Source organism: Thermoplasmataceae archaeon, assembly GCA_038729425.1.
Classification (GTDB): domain Archaea; phylum Thermoplasmatota; class Thermoplasmata; order Thermoplasmatales; family Thermoplasmataceae; genus B-DKE.
In genome coordinates this window covers 171,052-189,802 of the sequence record JAVYSB010000002.1, presented here as the reverse complement: position 1 = coordinate 189,802, position 18,751 = coordinate 171,052, and the positions used below count along the sequence as shown (strand labels likewise).

27 protein-coding genes and 2 tRNA genes are annotated in these 18,751 nt (G+C 44.0%); 11 read left to right on the top strand and 18 right to left on the bottom strand.

From position 1 onward, the window contains the following. Position 1: 1 nt before the first annotated feature. Genes QW597_02805 through rpl3p form a run of 15 tightly spaced genes read right to left on the bottom strand, consistent with a single transcriptional unit; the run spans position 2 to position 7,676 of the window. The gene (locus tag QW597_02805) at positions 2–679 is read right to left on the bottom strand and encodes a 50S ribosomal protein L5 (GenBank protein ID MEM0155518.1); all 678 of its coding nucleotides are present in this window, start codon (positions 677–679) and stop codon (positions 2–4) included. Then, positions 679–1,392 (bottom strand): 30S ribosomal protein S4e, encoded by a 714-nt coding sequence (locus QW597_02800; GenBank protein ID MEM0155517.1) that lies wholly within the window; start codon positions 1,390–1,392, stop codon positions 679–681. Before QW597_02800 ends, QW597_02805 begins: the two co-directional genes overlap by 1 nt. Further along, positions 1,382–1,882: a 50S ribosomal protein L24 gene (rplX, locus tag QW597_02795; protein MEM0155516.1), complete on the bottom strand. Its 501-nt coding sequence runs from the start codon at positions 1,880–1,882 to the stop codon at positions 1,382–1,384. Before rplX ends, QW597_02800 begins: the two co-directional genes overlap by 11 nt. Before the next feature lie 10 nt (positions 1,883–1,892). Beyond that, complete coding sequence (locus QW597_02790) at positions 1,893–2,291, bottom strand: 50S ribosomal protein L14 (protein MEM0155515.1); 399 nt, start codon at positions 2,289–2,291, stop codon at positions 1,893–1,895. After that, entirely contained in the window at positions 2,288–2,614 is a 327-nt protein-coding gene (locus tag QW597_02785; protein ID MEM0155514.1) for a 30S ribosomal protein S17, read from the bottom strand. The genes QW597_02790 and QW597_02785 overlap by 4 nt, the downstream gene beginning before the upstream one ends. Next, entirely contained in the window at positions 2,614–2,913 is a 300-nt protein-coding gene (locus QW597_02780; GenBank protein ID MEM0155513.1) for a ribonuclease P protein subunit, read from the bottom strand. The genes QW597_02785 and QW597_02780 overlap by 1 nt, the downstream gene beginning before the upstream one ends. A 1-nt stretch (position 2,914) precedes the next feature. Then, entirely contained in the window at positions 2,915–3,214 is a 300-nt protein-coding gene (locus tag QW597_02775; GenBank protein ID MEM0155512.1) for a translation initiation factor, read from the bottom strand. Further along, positions 3,211–3,411 carry a 50S ribosomal protein L29 gene (rpmC, locus tag QW597_02770; GenBank protein MEM0155511.1) on the bottom strand — a complete coding sequence of 67 codons (201 nt, stop codon included), beginning with the start codon at positions 3,409–3,411 and terminating at the stop codon, positions 3,211–3,213. The genes QW597_02775 and rpmC overlap by 4 nt, the downstream gene beginning before the upstream one ends. After that, the gene (locus QW597_02765; protein ID MEM0155510.1) at positions 3,386–4,066 is read right to left on the bottom strand and encodes a 30S ribosomal protein S3; all 681 of its coding nucleotides are present in this window, start codon (positions 4,064–4,066) and stop codon (positions 3,386–3,388) included. Before QW597_02765 ends, rpmC begins: the two co-directional genes overlap by 26 nt. Further along, positions 4,063–4,512, bottom strand: coding sequence for a 50S ribosomal protein L22 (locus QW597_02760; protein MEM0155509.1), 450 nt, complete (start codon positions 4,510–4,512; stop codon positions 4,063–4,065). Before QW597_02760 ends, QW597_02765 begins: the two co-directional genes overlap by 4 nt. Before the next feature lie 4 nt (positions 4,513–4,516). Continuing rightward, positions 4,517–4,972 (bottom strand): 30S ribosomal protein S19, encoded by a 456-nt coding sequence (locus QW597_02755; GenBank protein ID MEM0155508.1) that lies wholly within the window; start codon positions 4,970–4,972, stop codon positions 4,517–4,519. Further along, positions 4,972–5,664, bottom strand: coding sequence for a 50S ribosomal protein L2 (locus tag QW597_02750; protein ID MEM0155507.1), 693 nt, complete (start codon positions 5,662–5,664; stop codon positions 4,972–4,974). Before QW597_02750 ends, QW597_02755 begins: the two co-directional genes overlap by 1 nt. A gap of 9 nt (positions 5,665–5,673) precedes the next feature. Further along, positions 5,674–5,925, bottom strand: coding sequence for a 50S ribosomal protein L23 (locus QW597_02745; GenBank protein MEM0155506.1), 252 nt, complete (start codon positions 5,923–5,925; stop codon positions 5,674–5,676). Continuing rightward, positions 5,926–6,684 (bottom strand): 50S ribosomal protein L4, encoded by a 759-nt coding sequence (gene rpl4p, locus QW597_02740; GenBank protein ID MEM0155505.1) that lies wholly within the window; start codon positions 6,682–6,684, stop codon positions 5,926–5,928. A 2-nt stretch (positions 6,685–6,686) separates the two neighbouring features. After that, on the bottom strand, positions 6,687–7,676 hold the full coding sequence (gene rpl3p, locus QW597_02735) for a 50S ribosomal protein L3 (GenBank protein ID MEM0155504.1): 990 nt from the start codon (positions 7,674–7,676) through the stop codon (positions 6,687–6,689). 269 nt (positions 7,677–7,945) lie between these two features. Between rpl3p and QW597_02730 the strand changes: the two genes are divergently transcribed. From QW597_02730 to QW597_02715, 4 genes are all read left to right on the top strand, one after another. After that, entirely contained in the window at positions 7,946–8,380 is a 435-nt protein-coding gene (locus QW597_02730) for a methyltransferase (GenBank protein ID MEM0155503.1), read from the top strand. A gap of 5 nt (positions 8,381–8,385) precedes the next feature. Next, the gene (locus QW597_02725) at positions 8,386–8,616 is read left to right on the top strand and encodes a hypothetical protein (protein ID MEM0155502.1); all 231 of its coding nucleotides are present in this window, start codon (positions 8,386–8,388) and stop codon (positions 8,614–8,616) included. 512 nt (positions 8,617–9,128) lie between these two features. After that, on the top strand, positions 9,129–9,365 hold the full coding sequence (locus QW597_02720) for a hypothetical protein (protein ID MEM0155501.1): 237 nt from the start codon (positions 9,129–9,131) through the stop codon (positions 9,363–9,365). Positions 9,366–9,688: 323 nt separating this feature from the next. Beyond that, positions 9,689–9,762, top strand: a tRNA-Lys gene (locus QW597_02715). Positions 9,763–10,845: 1,083 nt separating this feature from the next. Here the strand turns inward: QW597_02715 and QW597_02710 are convergent. Together QW597_02710 and QW597_02705 are read right to left on the bottom strand one after the other, a co-directional pair. After that, positions 10,846–11,328 (bottom strand): MarR family winged helix-turn-helix transcriptional regulator, encoded by a 483-nt coding sequence (locus tag QW597_02710; GenBank protein ID MEM0155500.1) that lies wholly within the window; start codon positions 11,326–11,328, stop codon positions 10,846–10,848. Continuing rightward, positions 11,328–13,112 carry an MFS transporter gene (locus QW597_02705; protein MEM0155499.1) on the bottom strand — a complete coding sequence of 595 codons (1,785 nt, stop codon included), beginning with the start codon at positions 13,110–13,112 and terminating at the stop codon, positions 11,328–11,330. Before QW597_02705 ends, QW597_02710 begins: the two co-directional genes overlap by 1 nt. A 95-nt stretch (positions 13,113–13,207) precedes the next feature. On the opposite strand from QW597_02705, the gene QW597_02700 reads away from it, so the two are divergent. From QW597_02700 to QW597_02675, 6 genes are all read left to right on the top strand, one after another. Further along, positions 13,208–13,756, top strand: a complete 549-nt coding sequence (locus QW597_02700) for a hypothetical protein (GenBank protein ID MEM0155498.1) — start codon at positions 13,208–13,210, stop codon at positions 13,754–13,756. Between the two features lie 459 nt (positions 13,757–14,215). Next, positions 14,216–15,193: a ParM/StbA family protein gene (locus QW597_02695; GenBank protein ID MEM0155497.1), complete on the top strand. Its 978-nt coding sequence runs from the start codon at positions 14,216–14,218 to the stop codon at positions 15,191–15,193. A 60-nt stretch (positions 15,194–15,253) separates the two neighbouring features. Beyond that, on the top strand, positions 15,254–15,958 hold the full coding sequence (locus tag QW597_02690) for a hypothetical protein (protein MEM0155496.1): 705 nt from the start codon (positions 15,254–15,256) through the stop codon (positions 15,956–15,958). A 93-nt stretch (positions 15,959–16,051) separates the two neighbouring features. Beyond that, positions 16,052–16,717 (top strand): triose-phosphate isomerase, encoded by a 666-nt coding sequence (locus tag QW597_02685; protein MEM0155495.1) that lies wholly within the window; start codon positions 16,052–16,054, stop codon positions 16,715–16,717. Between the two features lie 10 nt (positions 16,718–16,727). After that, positions 16,728–17,381: a hypothetical protein gene (locus QW597_02680; protein ID MEM0155494.1), complete on the top strand. Its 654-nt coding sequence runs from the start codon at positions 16,728–16,730 to the stop codon at positions 17,379–17,381. Between the two features lie 62 nt (positions 17,382–17,443). Next, positions 17,444–17,518, top strand: a tRNA-Gly gene (locus QW597_02675). Between the two features lie 272 nt (positions 17,519–17,790). Here the strand turns inward: QW597_02675 and QW597_02670 are convergent. Beyond that, complete coding sequence (locus QW597_02670) at positions 17,791–18,183, bottom strand: GntR family transcriptional regulator (protein MEM0155493.1); 393 nt, start codon at positions 18,181–18,183, stop codon at positions 17,791–17,793. Between the two features lie 117 nt (positions 18,184–18,300). Between QW597_02670 and QW597_02665 the strand changes: the two genes are divergently transcribed. Next, the coding region (locus QW597_02665) for an aromatic amino acid lyase (protein ID MEM0155492.1) at positions 18,301–18,751 on the top strand (451 nt) is incomplete at its 3' end.

Genomic DNA, 18,751 nt, shown 5'->3' with positions numbered 1-18,751 from the left:
TTCACCTTACCACCGTAACATTAAAGGTTTCAGAAATGAACTTCATTGCTTCTTCTCTTGTAACCCTGATTTTCCTTGGCAATTTCTTCGTGCGTATCATTCTTCTTGAAAGCCTGAATCCTCCTCGCCTTTTAAGGACAATCGCAACATCCATACCAAAAATTCCAATTTCGGGATCGTACTTCATGCCCTTGAAATCAGTATAATCCGGTATTCCGAAGTAAGCATTGCCGTCCCTGTCAAAGGAATAGGCAGCAATCTTGTTGTCCTTAGCATAGAAACCCTTCTGGAGAAAGTCCACAGAGTCTGGGCCCCTCAGCGTCACCTTTGTTCCAATCTGTAACCCTTTTCTTATGTTGAAGTCTCTCACGGAACCCCTCGCAGACGTGAGCACCGCTTTATGATCCGTAAGCATTTCTAGCACCTTAGCTGCCTTGTTCAATCTTTCGCCAGCTTCCCCTACACCGATGTTCACCACGACTTTCTCAATAACAACTTCGTTCATTCCTTCAACCTTAGTTTGTCTCGGTGTCCTCTTCTTGGTCTTGGGTGCCTCTTCCTTTGGTTTTGCTGCCTGCTTCTTCCCCTTTGCCACTGCAGGTTTCTTTTCTGATGCCGGCGGAGGTGTCTTCGGCGCTTTTTTCTGCTTTACTGCCTGCTTGGGACTTTCCATATTCATCAGTTACCAACTCCCGTTGACGGTACATCAAAGGTGTACCGAGGTCCACTCACAGGGAAAGCGTAATCAGTAATAGTGGAAAAATCTTCCTGGAAGTGAATCAGATTTGCATGGGAAGATTCCTTGATTTCTATTTTCTTTACCGTTGCAATTGTGCCAACGTGACTCCCTCCGGTTAAGAAGACTTTATTGCCGGTCTGCATCTTTACCACTTCCTTTATCTCCTTTTCGGGAACCTTCACAATGAGAACGTCACCCGGCTTTATGCTGGCGTCTTGTGTAAGTATGTTCTGACCGTCGTGAAAAGAAAGCTGGATCTTCCCTCCCTTTGTCACAACCTTTTTCATGACCTTCATCGGCTTAAGTTCTCTGTTTTTATCGCTTTCTTCCCTGATTACAAGCCTGCCTTTGGTATCATAAATAACCCTGTAACTCTTCTTAATGGATGGGATGGATACTATGTCCATGAAGCCGACCGCAGTCCTTCTCTCCTTGACTACTTTGCCGTCTACCTTGACTTCACCAGCGGAAAGTATCCTGGTGATCTCGCGTTCTTTGTCCCCAAGTTTTGCATAGTCCCTAAGAACTGTAAGCAGCGCGATCGATGACTCCTTGTTATGTTTTCCGGTCTGTGGGGTTACCGACCAGAAATAGGTTTTTCTAGGTATCAGTACTGCTGGTGGAACCATCTGTCTCTTGGTTTTATTTATCATTCTTGTCTCCTCCTTCCGATGAATCTTCATCCACTTCTTCAACGTCAGAAACAGCCTCGTCGCCCAGGTCTGCATCTTCTGACATCGGTTTTTGATTGCTGGAATCTTCAGTCTCAGGCGTCTCTTCCGCGGTTTTTGCTTCGCTTTCAACGGGCTCTGGTTCCTCTTCTACTGTTATATTCTTTTTGGCTGCCAGGTTTCTGATCTTCTGGAGTCTTTCCTGCCTTGAAAGGTCGAGCCTGGTTATCTTTAAGTTGCTAGGGTCCACGAAAAAGGCTTTCTGTTTGTTATCTGCTTTACTCACCGTTATGCCTTCAATGGATATTCTTTCGCTTACATGGTCTACTTCGATCACCTTTCCGCCTTCTCCCTTTCTAGATCCAGCTTCTATGGTAACTATATCTCCCTTTGCTATTGGAAATGATCTTATTCCGTATCTCTTTCTCAGATCCTTGCTAAGAAATACCTTAAATGTATTTTTTATTGACATTCTATATCACTCATACTATGGATGATGCAACCGACGCTATCCTTGGCCATCTTTCGGCCGCTTCCCTCGACACAGATCCTTTGATCTCAGAACCCCTCACTTCACCTTCAGGAGTAACCAGTACTGCCGCATTATCCTCAAACCTCATCATGGTTCCATCAGGCCTCCGGTATGGGCGTTTCTGCCTAATAACCACTGCGTAAACGATCTTGCTTCTCATCTCTGGTGTGCCTTTCTTGACACTTGCAACAAACATGTCCCCAACGCCAGCCGCAGGTATTCTTCTCGCTACTCCGTGGTAAGCCTTTACATCTATCAGGCTAATGATCTTCGCACCACTGTTGTCCGCACATGGCATGGTAGCACCCAATGGCAAACCCCTTTGCTGCCTGCCCGCAATACCCTTCATTGGATCACCTTCTCCACTACCACAAAGGATATTGTCTTTGACAGTTTCCGGCACTCAGCAATCTTTACCATGTCACCCGGTTTTACGCTCAAGCATTCTGGCACATGGGCATGATATTTTGACGATCTTGAAATTTTTCTCTCGTACTTGCTCACTGGTCTCTTGTAGTCCCTGGTTATCACAGCGCTTCGTATCATTGAAGCTGATTTCACTTCACCTATGATGACCTGTCCCCTGATCTTCAAATCCCCATGAAATGGACATTTCGCATCATGGCATTCGCCTTCTGGCGACTTAACGTCCAACCCTATATTTCTGCTCATTAATTCCCCCCCTTTCTGATCAATCTTTCAATTTTTCTGTGTTCTTTTATTCTGTCCTCTGGCCTGAATAGAATGTTCTTGCCCGCTATTGTGATTTTCTTTTCACCGTATTGCATTTCAAATAAGCATATTTCCTTTGGAATGACCAGATCCCTGTTGCCATTATTTATGGTCAGGGTCTTCTTGGTTTCGTCAACTATGATACCGGACCTGTTTACCAGAGTCGGATTGCTTGACAATTTTACAGACGCCCGGACACCGATGAATTCACCTATATATGACATAATATTGGAAGCCATTTCATACTACCTCTGTCTTAAATCCCATTTCGTCGAGGAATTTTTTTGCGGCGTCCCGGTGGTCTCCCTGAAGCTCAACAGTCTTGCCATCCTTGACGGTGCCACCTGATGCTACCTTTTTCTTAAGTTCCTTCGCAATCTCGTAAATGTCTTCTGATTTAGGATCAATGCCTTCGATTATGGTCATATTTTTACCGTATCGTCTCTTATCAACGCTTATTTTTATTGACTGAGAGTCTCTTGTGAATCCTTCCCAAGGCTGCAATTCCTTTGGTATTCCGGTGAAACTCTTATCCTTCATTCCTTTGGTCCTCCGCTGAGAACTGTGTTAATTCTCGCTATCTCTCTCCTAATTGATCTTATCTTACCTGGATTTCTTGGTGCTCCGCCCATTGCAACTGAGGCTCTCTCCTTCAGTAAGGACTCTTCAAGTGATTTAAGTCTCTCCTGCACTTCTTCCGTCTTCATTTCCCTAATTTGCTTGGCCCTCAGTTCCATCAGGTTTCACCTCTTTTTTAATCTCTTGCACCGTCGTATCCGTAGCAGAAGCCCGTACAGTATTTATTGGCCCTATCTTGATTTCGTCCGGTAGTTTGTAGTTGTTATCTAGCATTCTTACTGTAACGCCAATTACGCCCTGTTTCAATTTTGCGACAGAGAATCCTGTTTGCATCCCGGATCTTGATGGGTCTCCAGAATACTTCACCGAGCCGTAAATGAACTTCTGCGTTCTGGCCCTTTCACCTGAAATCTTCCCACCAATGCGTATTATTACGCCTTTCGATTTGTTCTCAATGATCCTCCTTAGTGTGGTGTTTCCAGCCTTTCTGTATGCCCACCCTTTTTCCAGGGACAAGGCTATCTTTTTAGAAACCACCTGGGGGTTCAGGTCAGCGTTTTCTATCTCCTTTACCTCTATTTGAGGAGATTCAACATGATATTTGTGTTCTAGATTCTCAGTGATTTCCTGGACCTTCGATCCTCTCCTGCCTATTACCAGGCCAGGCTTGTTAACCATCAAGGTTATATTGGTTCCAAAGGGCGTTCTCTTCATTTCCATCCCCCCAAATCCAGCGTGATCGGTTTCTCTTCTTATGAATTCTGAGACAAGGAGCTTTTTGACAGCTTCACTTACAAATTTTCTCTCCTTCACTCTTCCACTTCCTGCAGTACTACCTCTATATTGATCAGATCCTTGAAGTTAGCTCCAGCCCTGCCGTATGCCTTCGGGGTGAATTTCTTGAGAACCCTGCCCTTGCTCGCGGCAACGTGCTTGACGACCATGTTCTCCGTATTGAGACTCTTAAAATCCGCATTTGCTTCCGCGTTTTGCAGTGCGGCCCTAAACTCTTTAAGCGCTTTGACCGGATATCTTCCCGGACCCATCCCCTTTCTGTGTGAAACTGAATCCAAATACCTGAAGTAAGGAACGGGAAGTTCCTTCCTGATTCCCTTCTCGATTACGTCCTTTGCTCTTTCAAGTGTCATCCCGCGTATGTAATGGGCTATGTTGACCGCATCTTTCAATGAAATATCCGTCTCCACGACCCTCGCAATTGCACTTTTTTCTCCAAATTCTGTTGTTGAATAACCTTTCATAAGATCACTTCAGGGGCATGAATTTCGACGATCTGGTAGCACCCACCCCAGGTCCCGAATGCTTGACTTCCTTTCTCGTCTGTGCGTATTCACCAAGATAATGCCCAAGCATTTCTGGCTTTATTTCAAACTTGACATACGAATTTCCGTTGTACACTTCCATGACCTTTCCCACGTATTTTGGAAGAATTATGAAATCCCTGACATGAGTTTTGATTTCCTTCTCTTCGCTGTTCATCTTAAGGTAAAGCTGCTTCTGCTCGTGGTTCATCTCCCTGGTAAGTGTTCTTCTGGCCCTTGATGGAAGTATCTTAATAAGGTCCTGATCACTCATATTTTTAAGCTCCTCAAGTGTGAAACCACGGTACATGAACTCCTTCGCCCTTCCCATGGTGACCTTCTGGGACTTTCGTGATCTTCTCTTAATGGATTTTACTGATGCCTGTTTTTTAACTACCATTAGGACTTCCTCCTCTTTGGTGACAGCCTTCCAACCTTTCTCCCTGGAGGCGTTCCCCTACCAACAGTGCTGGCTCTGCCTACATGCTGGTGGTTACCTCCACCGTGTGGATGGTTAACGGCATTCATTGCCACTCCTCTTACCGTGTATGGTCTCTTGGCTTTGCTCTGCAGATAATGAATGTGCCTTCCGGCCTTAAGTATTGGTATATCTCTTGCTCCTGATCCAGCAACAAGGCCAACCGTTGCTCTGCAGCGCGGGTTGAACTGCTTCATCTTGCCGGATGGGAGCTTCAGTGTGACAGCAGTGCCATGGCTCACCACAAGAGCGGAGGAACCTGCCGTTCTGCAGAATTTCCCGCCATCACCAGGCATGCTTTCGATATTGAATACTATGGATCCATCTGAGATATTCCCAAGCTGTACAGTGTTACCGGCCTCTAGGGGGGATTCTTTTCCAACTGCGACTACCTGACCAACATAAGCACCATTGAATGCTAGGGAATTGATCTTTTTACCAGACTTGGATTCGGAGACTATGACCGGTGCATTTCTGCCTGTTGCCTGAACAATGCCAGTAATCTTGTATTCCCCGTCATCAGGGTGCTTGAATACCTTGACGTGTCTGTGGCTCGGGCTCCTGTAGACTAACCCGCCATGACCCCTTCTTTGCGGAACTATATGTTTACCCATTTTATCACCTCAGAATACTCCTATCCTGCCGGCGATTTCATCCGCAGAATAACTTTCATCGAGTTCCACGATGGCCTTCTTTCCATTCTTTGTAATAACGGTGTTCACTTTCAGCACCTTGAGTTCGAATCTCTTCTCGACCTCTTCCTTTATCTGAGATTTGCTTGCTTTCTTTAGCACTAAAAATGTCAGCTTGTTTTCTTTTTCCATTGCAAGCATGGATTTTTCTGTGGCGATCGGACTGATAATAACATTGACCATTTACTGCACTTCTCCTATTTTCTTTATGGCAGCCTCTGTGAATACAACGAGTCTTCCACCAATGCCACCAGGAGCCAGCTTTCTTATGCTAAGGCTGTCTGGAGTTGCGGTTTCAACGCCCGGTAGGGATCTGAATATTCTTAGCTTGTCAGTTGAGGTACCTACAACAAGGACACTCTTTGGCTCCTTGTATCTTCTACCTCTCATTTTTCCCCTTCCTGCTCTGATCTTTTTACCCTCTTTTGCCCTTACAACATCATCGTAGATTCCAATGTTTTCAAACAGAGTTATTACTTCCTTAACTTTCTTGACATTGTTGACGGTGTCATTGATCACAATTGGAAGGCTTAGTTCCTGATCGAACCTGTGCCCCCTGCGCTTCACAGCTTCCTTGTCGGCTGTCATGGCGATTGCACTGAACTTTGCGATTTTTCTTTCCCTTTCGTTAATCTTCTTATAAAGAACTTTGTTTGATCTCGGAGAATGTGCGCTTCTCCCACCCACCATGCTGGCAAGTATGACTCCGCGTGAAGAACCGGACACTCTGGGCAGTCTGGCAATCCCATGGTTAGCTCCGCTGTTATGTCCTACCTGCCTCATACCGGCGCCTGGAGATGATCCGTATGGTTGTCTCAGCGTGAGAGTGATGGCTCTGAAGGCCTTGCCAAGTATATCTTCCCTTGGGACTGTGCTGAATACCTCAGGCAATTTGATTTTACCAGACTTGTTTCCTTCATTATCGTAAATATCTGTTTCCATTTTCAGTCACCCTGCTTGGATTCCTTTGAAATGTATGAAATTGTAATATTATCAAGATCAGGTGATTTCTGCCTTGCAGGAGATCTAAGTTTAATGAGTCTCTTGGAAGGGCCCGGAACCGAACCATGAACAAGAATGTAATCACTCCTTACCACACCGTATCCAGGAAATCCTCCCTTAACGTTTATATCGTCGTTTGAACCCTTTTTTGAGTACTTCAGAATCCTTATGTTTGAAGCCGTTCGCTGGTGTGTACCCATTTGCCCTGCCTGGGGAACTGTATTCCTCACCCAGTCGGGATGCCACGGACCAAGCGTGCCTATCATTCTCCTGTGTTTCCTGTTTTTATATGGAAGCAGCTTAACGCCGAACCTCTCCACATGTCCAGTGAAACCTTTTCCCTTGGTTATTGAAATTGCATCCACAAATTTCCCAGGCAGGGTGAAATCATCAAACGATATTTTCTTGCCCAGCTTCTCAGTGGCATAATTAATCTTTTCCTTCAGGTCTGAACCTCCAATTCTGATCTCAAACATTTCCGGAGTCTTGGACGGAACGCCAGTTACCTCGGATGGATTGGTACTTACCATCAGCCTGACATCAATAACTTCATTTACAGTTGGAGTTTCTGGCTTCTCTTTTCTCTCGGGCAATCTTCTGTAGATTTCCTTATCCAGATTTTCAGCCCATTGCTCCGCAACAACAAAAAGGCCGTTTTCATCTCGGTCATAATATCTCACCCCAACTACTGACAGTGGAGGAACTTCAATTATTGTCACAGCAGACATTATAGACTGCCCTGATGTTACACTGTTTTTTCTGTAATCCACCATCTCCACGTGTGTCATGCCGACCTTGTATCCAGCGAATGCCTGGATCTTGGGCTTTCCGTCTATTTCAGGCCAGCTACGAATGCTGCTTTGCATATGCTGAGCGCGTACCCTAGGGTAATACCCTTTCGACCCCCTTCTGGGGTGATGTGGCGTTGCCATTTATTTCACCTAAAAAACCGTTGCACTTCTCGACCAGGCTAAGAACATTAGACCCGACCATAAGGGTTGCCTGTGGCATTGCCCAATTAGTGTATGGTTTTTCTTAAACCGTTAGGTTATAACCATATTTAAACCTTTATTGGATGCAGTAATGCCAATTCAGCCAACCGATTCAATAGGGTTATGTTAAATGTCACAGACATCAGCCTTGTCCACAAAGCGTTTATACAGAAGTAGAAATTTTTAATGACATGGTGTATAAACCGCGCATGTCAGGCGATGAGGTAGAACTGAGAAAGCGTTGGCACGATGCCATTTACATAAAAATGGAGGATAGGAAACCCTCCCGAATGCAATATCTGAGACGGAGACTTTTTGTACCAAAGGAAGTCTCGCCCCCAGCATGGATGTCTAAGCTACTCGGAAAGACAATCTTGGAGGAAGTAGAAGAGAATGACTCTGTTCTTGACATGGGGACCGGAAGTGGTGTAAATGCAATTCTTGCAGCTTCAAAGTCCCACAACGTGGTAGCCGTCGACGTCAACCCATTCTGTGTAAAAACCGGAAGCAGAAACGCTGACATGAATTGCGTTTTGCCCAGAATAGAATTTCGGGAAAGCGATTTATTCAGCAATGTGACGGGGAAATTCGACCTGATAATCTTCGACCCCCCCCCTTCAGGTGGTTTCCCCCAAGAGACATAAGGGAAATGGCTGTAGCTGATGAAAATTTTAGAACCATGACACTGTTTTTTGATCAGGTAAAGAATTACATGAAACCCAAAGGCAGGTTACTTATGGAATACGGAGACTCAGGAGATATGGACTATTTCCAGAGCCTGATCGAAAAAGGGGGATTTCAGAAAACACTCATGAAAAAGAGGTATATCATACGAAATGGCCGGAAATGGAGATATTACGTTTGGAAACTGACTACCTGAACCACGTCTCTGGGCTCAAATTTTGAAAACCTTAAACGAACCGAAGCCGTGATCCCTCCATATTCCCCTTATGATTTTTAAAATCTTGCTTTTGGCCGGGTACATTAGAGCGCTCAGAAACATATATGGCCCGCAATTGAGGCTTCAATAGAATAGTTACAGTCCTCGAATGAGTCTTCTATTTCCAGGGAAGAACTTCTAAACATAGACTGCAGGTTCATTAAGTTCTCTGTACAATCACATCCGATTCTATAGAACAGAACAAAAAGATACCTCCAATGAAATGAGTTCCATATCACTTCACACAGGAATTTCTTATTTATCTTAAAGACAGTTCAATTTTGAATAAAGTTAAAATTATTTTACCATGTTTAAAATTGAATTTTCCAATTCCCCTGGTCCTCCCGGCCCAATATTTCATAGTCTTAATAATTAACTAAAAAAATAACATCTTCAGAATAATTGGGTAACAGTATCCCGATGATCTCATTCAATTCTGGGGAAAAGTATACATGTCAAAAAATGCCGGCAAGAAATTCATTCCTGCCGGTACTCCAAACTTTCAAAGTTTGCAGCTTTGTAAACCGCAAGGGAATCTCCTGTTTGGACATGCGCTTGTTAGGATAGTTGCCAATGGTTTCCAGTTCTATAAATTCAGCAAATTTTTTGATGAAGACGGTGGTGCAAATCTCGTATTGAAGATAAATTTCTTTCCCTCTCTGTTTGCGGTTAAGGGAATGATCGTGTGATGATTAAAAAGAAATTATGAAAGAATTCTAGTCTAAATACGAGAAAAGGAGCCTAATCCGGTTAAATATCCTGTAGCTTTGAAAATATGATGCTGAGCCTAATACCATTACAAAGGAGAATTTACCTATGTCCGTTACAATCGTTAGCTAATCGGTTCATGGTAATATAGAACACAGTTCAAGAATTCTCTATGTTGGGTTAAAGGTTGAAAATTGTTCTTAAGTGTATTTCAATAATAATTGATATCGAACATCTCAAAATTTGTTTCATTTTGCTTTCTAAATCCGAAAATATAAATCATACCGGAATATTTCCAAAGACTGGGTCCGTAGCTTAGCTAGGTAGAGCGATGGACTCTTAATCCATAGGTCGGGGGTCCAAACCCCCCCGGACCCGCCTAATCTTTATTTGCTTCTATGAGCATTTTCATAGCTGGTATTTATGTGAATATGAGGATGAAGTCCTTCGTTCAATTTTGGATGTGGGAGAACTTAGGATTAGACCAGTGAGAATGGAATATTTGTGTTAAAAAAGTAATTCTTACTCATTGGTTATGCCCAGGAAAATAACGGTTTGAATACTGGCCGGGTATTAATTCACAAGGCAAAAGAAAAGCCTGCGAATTAAGGAAAAACGGAACAGACGACCAACGTGAAAAAGCTAGGCAAAATAGTCGAGAAAATTTATAGAGTATAAAAATGTGAAAAGTGTATGGTGATAAATGTTGTCGCTTTTGGAATTGATGATAATGTATCCTACCTTATGATTAATTGATAAAATATAAGCTTGCCAGCAGCAAGGCGATACCTTGAGATGGATAATGCAGAATGGTATGTAGGCAGCCAAAAAAAACAGTGGATCAGAAAGAAAAAAATAAAGCCATTATCGAGAGATGGAAAGAAAAAGGAATTCCGGAACTGCCTAAAGACTTATCAGAAATTTCAATGAAGGACTGGGAGTGGAGTTAATTCCAATGATACCAACCTCATAATTCAATTTCTTAACAGCAGAGACACTAATCACGCATGAGGCACTGAAAAACCTAGACCGTGATGGTAAAATGGTCACATCAGCAGTGGCTGCTTTGGGGTTAAAATCCGTTCTTTCTGGGACAACAAGTCTATGCCTGGATGAAATAGAAACTTTTGTAGACTATTCACCTGAAATTAATATTAAAGTCCCGGAAGTAGACAAGTATAAAGTTATCAGCAATTCCAGTGAAATCGCTGTTAAGATAAGAATGAATACTTTAGAGGTATTGCACATTTTCGCTAGCTTGACACAAGAGACTGATGACTTTGTAACTTTTTACCCCCAAATTCGCAGAAAGGAAAAAAATAGCGAATATTGGGTCAAGAATTAAGTCTGGATAATAGAAAAGTTATAAGGTTCATGAACCCAATGAACCTTAAAATTTAGTCTTCTTGCCGAGAATATTGCAGGGTTATGAAAGAGCCATCTTTTCAGCCCTGAAATAACTCATTTTCTTAAACTCTTATTCAGGTAATTCTCAAGTTTCTTCATTATTGAGACAAACTGCCTGAACTCTTCTGGACTGAGTTCATCGAATAACATGTTCTGTATTTCCGTGTATACCATGTACCCTTTATGAACTGCGGCTTCACCCTCTTCTGTCAGCGCCACGTTAACAACCCTGCGATCTTTACTGCTCCGTTCCTTTGTAACGAAATTCCTTTTCTCAAGTTCATCAACTAGCCCCGTAATCCAAGGTCCGGTTACGTCAAGATCAGCAGACAGAGAGGTCATGGTGCTTGGACCCTCTTTGTGAAGGTAATGAAGCACCCGCATCTCCATGACCTTCATGTCCATCTTCTCCAGTTCCTGACTGAAGATCCTCCTACCATTTCTTGCCACGCTTGAAAAGACCTTCCACAGGTCGTCCTGAACTGGCGGTGCGTCACCACTTTCTACAGTCTCCCTGAATTCGTCCTTTTGATCCATCACTTTACTCCCCTGCTTCCTTGCGAATCAGGAATCTTTGCTTCTATCTGTCTCTCGACCAGAGGTCCAAGGGTTTTTGCACTTTCGTCTGTTGGTTTAGAAACTTCCGTCATTTTTAACGGTTCCGAAAATATGTACCGTTTTCCCCTGATCGCGGAGAGGAATGCAGCAACAGCAAAAATTATAGCCCCGAGATAGAATGACATTCTCAGGGATCCCATAAATGCACCTTCAAGAGCCATCGGAAACCACGTGGTTCCCTCAAGTATAGCCAGCGTTCCGCTGGAGAATAGGGAAGACGTGAAGCCTGCGGGGAATAAGCTGAGAATGGTCTGCACAGGGTTGTATCCCAGAAATGCTGAGAACAGTGCAGAGGTCGGAGGAATCTGATTGAAGAACGGTATAAGCTCGGGTGTTCCGGCTTGGCCAAGGGCCACGGAGAACGCTCCTGGAAGTTTTGTCGTCAGTGTTACGAGAACGATTGTGAAGAATATACCCATACTGGCTGTCTGCCCTGTGTTCTGCAGAGTTGCCCTCATTCCAGATGCAACTCCTCTTAGTTGTGGAGGCACAGAATTCATTATTGCTGTTACGTTTGGAGCAGCAAAAAGGCCCATTCCAGAACCCATCATGAAAAGCATGAGGGCAAAACCTGTATAGGTAAAGTTAAAGTTGAGTGTGGAAAGCAGTACAAAGGAGACCGCGGCTACTACCATGCCCACAGTAGAAATGACCCTTGCCCCGGTTCTATCAGAAATTGCGCCGCTTATCGGCCCAAAGACAACAAACCCCAACATCATAGGAATTGTGTAAACCCCTGCCCAGAATGGAACACTTGTATACGAGTACCCGTGTAGTGGCAACCAGACACCCTGGAGCAAAATTATGATCATGAACATTGCCCCTCCCATTCCCATTGACTGCAGCATTCCAGCGAAGCTACCCGTGGAAAATGCCTTATTCCTGAACAGGGACATGTTGAACATAGGCTGGTCTACGGACCTTTCAATGAACACGAAAGCCATCAGCATGATCATTCCAGCAATCATTGATATTATTACCCATGGATTACCCCAGCCCATGCTGGAGGATCCATACGGCATTAAACCGTAGGTTATGCCTATAAGAATAAGGGTTAGCCCAGCTGCAAAGGACAGGTTACCTAACACATCTACCTTCTGATCCTTGTGCCTGACAGAATGGTCCTTGAGTTTAGCATATGACCAAATTGTGCCAAGAAGCCCGACAGGTACGCTTACCAGGAATACGTATCTCCAGTTTATGGCAGCCAGTATTCCCCCAAGAATCAGTCCAATCAGGGAACCTGCCAGGCCAGCGACCTGATTAATGCCCATTGCCTTTCCTCTTTCTTCCGGGCCAAAGCTGTCAGTAATTATAGCCGCCGAATTTGCAAACAAGAATGAGGCGCCTATTGCCTGGACAATCCGGAACATGATTATCTCCTGTGCGCCAAGTGCTCCTTTGCTTGGTGTCACAGAGAGAAGTATTGACCCAACCGTAAATATAAGGAACCCAAGGTTGAAAAGTCTCACTCTCCCAAATATATCAGAGAGCCTGCCTACCGTCACGAGCATGACTGCTGTTACGATCATGTAGCCCATGAGTATCCAGAGAAGATAGACAAACGAGCTTGCCTGGAAAGGATCAATCTGAATACCGTTGAATATGGCTGGGAGGGATATCATCATAATTGTCCCGTTAATGGAAGACATCAGTACCCCTATCGTTGTATTCGACAGTGCAACCCACTTGTATTGGACCATATAATCTTGGAGGAATAGTTATCATGAATAAATACTTAATCACTTAACAAATAACTAGTAAAGTTCTTATATGGTCTAAGGATTGCCGGCACCATATGCCACTGTCTTCAAAAACAATAATAGTAGTTTCCGTTGTTATGCTTGTCGTGTTCAGTGCAATAACAGTGGAAACTATTAACAGCGCAGGATCCTCCATGGCAAACACATCATTGAAGGGATCGTCTTCGTCACTGACAGTGTATTCGCCGGCTAACAATTCCCAGATATTTATAAATTCGACAAGCAAATCGTTCAGCGTAAGCCTGAGCGTTACATCGAATGAATCCACCATTTATGTGTACGATCTTTCCCCCGTGAATATTACATCATTACAGAGCAAGTCTCAAGTGAAACTTTACTCACTGCCAAACCTAACACATTTTAATAGCACCCTGTATCCATACAATTATCTCAAAGAGCAGCTGACCCCGTATAAGAACACCACTTTTAATCTGACGCTTTACGTGAACTACACGCAATTCAGCAAGATGAACGCATCTGATCCCATTACGGATACATTTTATCCATACGTTGTTGAGATTCTCGTGGAAAGTTCCTCCGGAGCCAGCGGAATAGGCTTTACTCTGATGAGGATTCCAGCATAATGAAGACCTTTTCATTCACCAGATCAAATTGGCGAAATCTCATTTTATTTCTGGTGTTTTCTTAATAGTCAATGAAGTGAGTGCCTGTGTATGTAAATAAGTCCATCATTTTATCACATACAAAAATTTCGCTGCACAGTCCAAAGCGAAATTTTTCGATTTTCGTCAGAATGGCTATTTTCAAGGATATCTATTTAATTTAACCCATGCAGAACTCATGCGTTTAGGAAAAAGATTTATATTTATGTAGCTAATAGATGCAACATGTGCGACTGGCATCGAATCAGTAGAATATCTATTGAGGCGATAGTGTACATTAATAACCAGAGAGCGCAGTGAGGGTGATATCCGTGAACATTGATTCTTTAAAAACCGAAAAGTGCTTGCATCCTACACTTACGCCACCGTGCAACATGCCAGGGAAAACTGATCGAGGTCGCATATAAGAGGAAGAAAGGTATGGTCACAGTTGGAGTAGATTTGGGATACGGAGATACAAAGGTAGTTGGTGTGGATGGTCGCAGAGAGAAATTCCCATCGAGATGGGCCAGATATGATGCCAAACAGTGGGGATTCGGTGGTTCCATACTCTCGCTTGCAATGAATGACGATGAGCCTTTTATATTTGGAGAGAACGCTACTGGGGCAGGCGTGAGGGAACCTCTCGGAGATGGGAGGCTTTCCAGTGCAGATTCATTGCCTTTGCTAGGGGCGGCCCTGTGGCTCAGTGGCGCAGGAGATGGTGGCGCCCAGACAAGCGTGGTGCTTGGAAGCGGAACACCGCTGGGTACATTTGACCAGGAAGTAGCAGCCGCCAGGGAGTCTCTTGAAGGAAAGACCATAACCATAAAAGCAAACGATGGAAAGTCAAGACAAGTCCATATTGAGAAGCTTGTGATGAGACCTCAGGGAGTGGGGGCTGCATTATACCTCGTAGAAAAGGGTTTGGTCAAGAGCCAGCCTGGATACGGACTGGTGGTGGATATTGGATCAAGGACTACAGATGTCCTCACTATTAACCTTATGAACATGGAGCCCGTTGTGGAGATGTCTTTCTCCATTGAAGCGGGTATAGGCGATGCGGTTTCAAGTATTGCAAAGCTCATTGCCAGGCAAACAGGTTTCGTAGTCCCGACGGACGTAGCTAGGCAGGCACTCACCTCGCCTGTTATGTTCAAACAGAGGCAAGTTGGAGGTGCAGAAGTTGGTGCGCCGATACTCAAGGAGCTCTCAGACAGGATACTTGATAATCTCAGGGCAAATCTTAGGGGAGAACTTGACAGGGTCACTGCACTAATACCAGTAGGGGGTGGCGCAGCTCTAATAGGCCATACCCTAGATGTTCTGGCACCGGGTGCACTGGTGACTGCAGCTCCAGAAGACTTGCAGTTTGCTAACTGCCTTGGTTACAAGGACGCTGCAGAGCGAACGAAATAAACCAATTTTTCCTTTTTTATTAGATATTATTTCGCGCCCTATTAAAGAGGTATCTATAATATGCCGGCAAGGAAAAGGACAGTCAGGGAAACAAAGGAAGAAGAACCGTATAACAGCATGGTTCTTGATGGAGACGATTACCTGGTCCTTGAATTGCTCAAATGGCCCGGTGAAACTGATAAGGAAGCGATTCAGCGGGTTCTGCGTGAAGCCCTTGAGGTTCCCAAGCTCAAAGAATTTGTGGAAAAGCTTGCCGAACAGATAAACAAGATCCTTGGCGAGAGCAGAGACGTTGTTTCGATAGTTGGTATAGAGGACTCCTTGACCAGCTACAAGAAGGATGCCGTCGGCCGGAACCATATCTGGCATCCCAAAGACCAGTATGTACCGATTCTGCAGGAAAATGATGCAGATTCTGCCAAGGAAAGGGGGTCTGTTGTAAAGCATCATGTGCAGGATCCCCGACCTGCACCTGAGGAAATCAGGGCAGAAGACCCTATTTTAGAAATCCCGAAGATCAGCGGGGCGGTGAGTGAAACAACCAAGCCCGAGACTGTTAGAGAAGTGAAACCGAAAAATCGCCTGCCAAACATTCCGAGTGGAAACCCGAACCTGATAAGGGAACTTATGTCAAAACCGGTGTCTCTTAAAACCGGGAAGACCGAACGGATGCCGGTTAAGAGATACGCCAAAGGAACAAAGGAATACGAGGATGAAATCTTGCGCTTAAAGCAGGCTCTCGAGGGCCCATGGCACGGGTACTGAGTATCTCTGAACGGTTTCCCCATATTCGTAGATAATAGAATCAATGAATAATGAAATTAGGAAAATAATAATAAACTCATGAAATCCAGTGCCATGTCAGAATTTTTATATATGATTAACCTCAAACACTATTCAGAATCCACGGGTAAGAATGCAGAGAGAATGGCCAGAGAATTCTCAAACTTGAACAGTAAGATGAAAAGGAACCTGCGGATTGCACTCAGTACAGTGGATCTGCACATTTGTTCTGAAGTAAAGAACGCCGTATCATTCATGGCCCAACACGTTGACCCTGTAAGTTATGGGGCATATACAGGAAAAATATCCATGGAAAGCCTTATGGTCATGGGAATAAGTACATCTCTCCTTAATCATTCTGAGAACAGGCAATCCAGGGAAAACATTGTTGAAACCGTGAAAAGATCTAATAAAATAGATTTCGATATAGTGCTCTGCCTTGAATCCCTCAGAGAGGTTGAAGAGTATGTTGATCTACATCCAGCATATATAGCATATGAGCCTCCTGAGCTTATAGGTGGTGAAATCTCAGTATCATCCGCCCGTCCGGAAGTAATCGAGAAAGCGGCCAGAATATGTAATGCAAACGATGTCCCCCTTGTGGTTGGCGCCGGCATCAAGAATGCTCGAGATGTGGAAGAGTCATATTCACTCGGAGCCCGTGGTATACTTGTTGCGTCAGGTGTTGTCAAGGCAAACAATCCCTCTTTCGCGTTAAATTCATTAATGACTGTTCCATAGGGCAATACTCATGGCGAAACAGAAAGCAGAACCTATTTTTGAAGAACCAGAATTTGATGAGCGAGAATATCTGGAGGGTGAAAAGGAAAGGGCCAAGACTCTCGTCATAACCTTTATGATAGGTGCCATAATAGGGCTGTTTTCTGGATATATCTACATTCTCGGATACGGGTATCTGGATATACTGCTTATCATAGTTTTCCTTGTTTTCTTGAAGCAGATCCTTAATGCACTGAAATTGACCCTTCCGAAAAGAACATGGCACTGGATCCTAGTCGGCGGGGAATTCCTGCTAACCATTATCATATTCTGGACTATATTTATAAATCCCCCTATTACAACGGTTTCAAACATTCAGGTTTCTGGACTACAGTATCAGAATAATGGCCAATGGGTCTCGCCTCCTTCTTCTAATGGTCAGTATCAGTTGAGTCCAGCTCAGAGCGATTTTTCTTTCAGAGTCTATGTTAACTACATTTCTCCAATTACAAACATTTCTTTAAGTTCATCGGCATTAATTAACAGTAGTTACAGCAGCTCAAGCCATTACGAGTATTTCAACGTGACATTACCGCCGTTCGGCAGCTCGGTCACTGTCACACTGACAGCTAATGCTTCCGGGAGATCCATCACTGAAAATTTTATTCTGACGCGCATATCATAATGTGCCAATTATCAAAATGCTGCAAACTTATTTAATTACAGAAATAATCAGGTTGGGCTTTAGCAGGTGTAGTGTAGACTGGTCTAGCACGAGAGCCTTCCAAGCTTTCGACCCGGGTCCAAATCCCGGCACCTGCATTCCCTCAGCGATTATTCCGGCCTTTTATCACTTTTCAAGACCTAGCCTTTATTTCAATTCACATAACTCAAGGAATTTTTATTCTGACCGTGTAAGCGGCAAAGATATGGAAACGAACTTAGAATTGATTTAAGGGCGAACTTCCCAAGAGTTGCATGGAAACCCCAGTTTTTTATCGTCTTCCAGCTATTTTGCGACTCTACTATCTTTATTAATATTATTCTCACAACTTGCAGCGAGGCATGATTCGTAATTACTAGAGCGTTCGGGGCTAATCTTTCTTCTTCTCCTTTAAAGACCGTTCCATTAGAATCTCTCTGACTATTTCCACGATATCGTCTTCTCCAAAACCTCTGGCAATAGCATCATTGATCAGTTCACGTTGCCTGGTTCTCAGGCTTGACTCCGCGTTCTCATCCCTGTTCCCGGAGGAAATTATGTATCTTCTGTTCCTGGAAAGCGATATCACTCCATTGTCTCTCAGAAGTCGGTATGCCTTATTCACTGTGTGAAAGTTCACATCGAGGGTACTTGCCATCTCACGAGAGGGGGGGATTGCATCGCCAGTTTGAAGCTTGCCTGTGAAAACGTGGGAAACGATCTGGTCATATATCTGTTTGTAGGCAGGGTCCCTGGAATTATGGTCTACACTGATTGTAATCATATGTCTTTAATTCTATATGATCTATAATCGATTAATCTTTCCGTAACCTATCTTATAAGGCCGATTCTGGTCTAATCTCAAGTAACTATTTAGATTCTGTACACATACTGAAAATGTATGATAGTACTGGATGGAGAAAACCTCTCGGTGGACGACCTATACAGGATAGCAGTTCTGGAAGCTGAAGTCTCTATTTCTAAGGAAGCCCTGTCAAGAATTAAAAAATCCAGGGACATACTTGAAAAAAAAGTGAAAGATGGTTCCACAATTTATGGAGTCAATACTGGCTTTGGCAGCCTTCTAAACGTAAAGATCAACAGTTCAGATATTTCAGAATTGCAGAAAAATCTCATTAGATCCCATTCATCAGGAGTTGGTACCCCGCTCCCAGACGAGTACGTGAGATCGATGATAGCCATAAGACTAAACAGCTTCTGCAAGGGTTTCTCAGGCGTGTCTTCAGATCTTATCAGCGCTGCCCTGACATTCCTAAACAAAGGTATAACCCCGGAGGTTCCCAGGTACGGTTCCGTAGGAGCCAGCGGAGATCTGGCGCCTCTGGCGCATA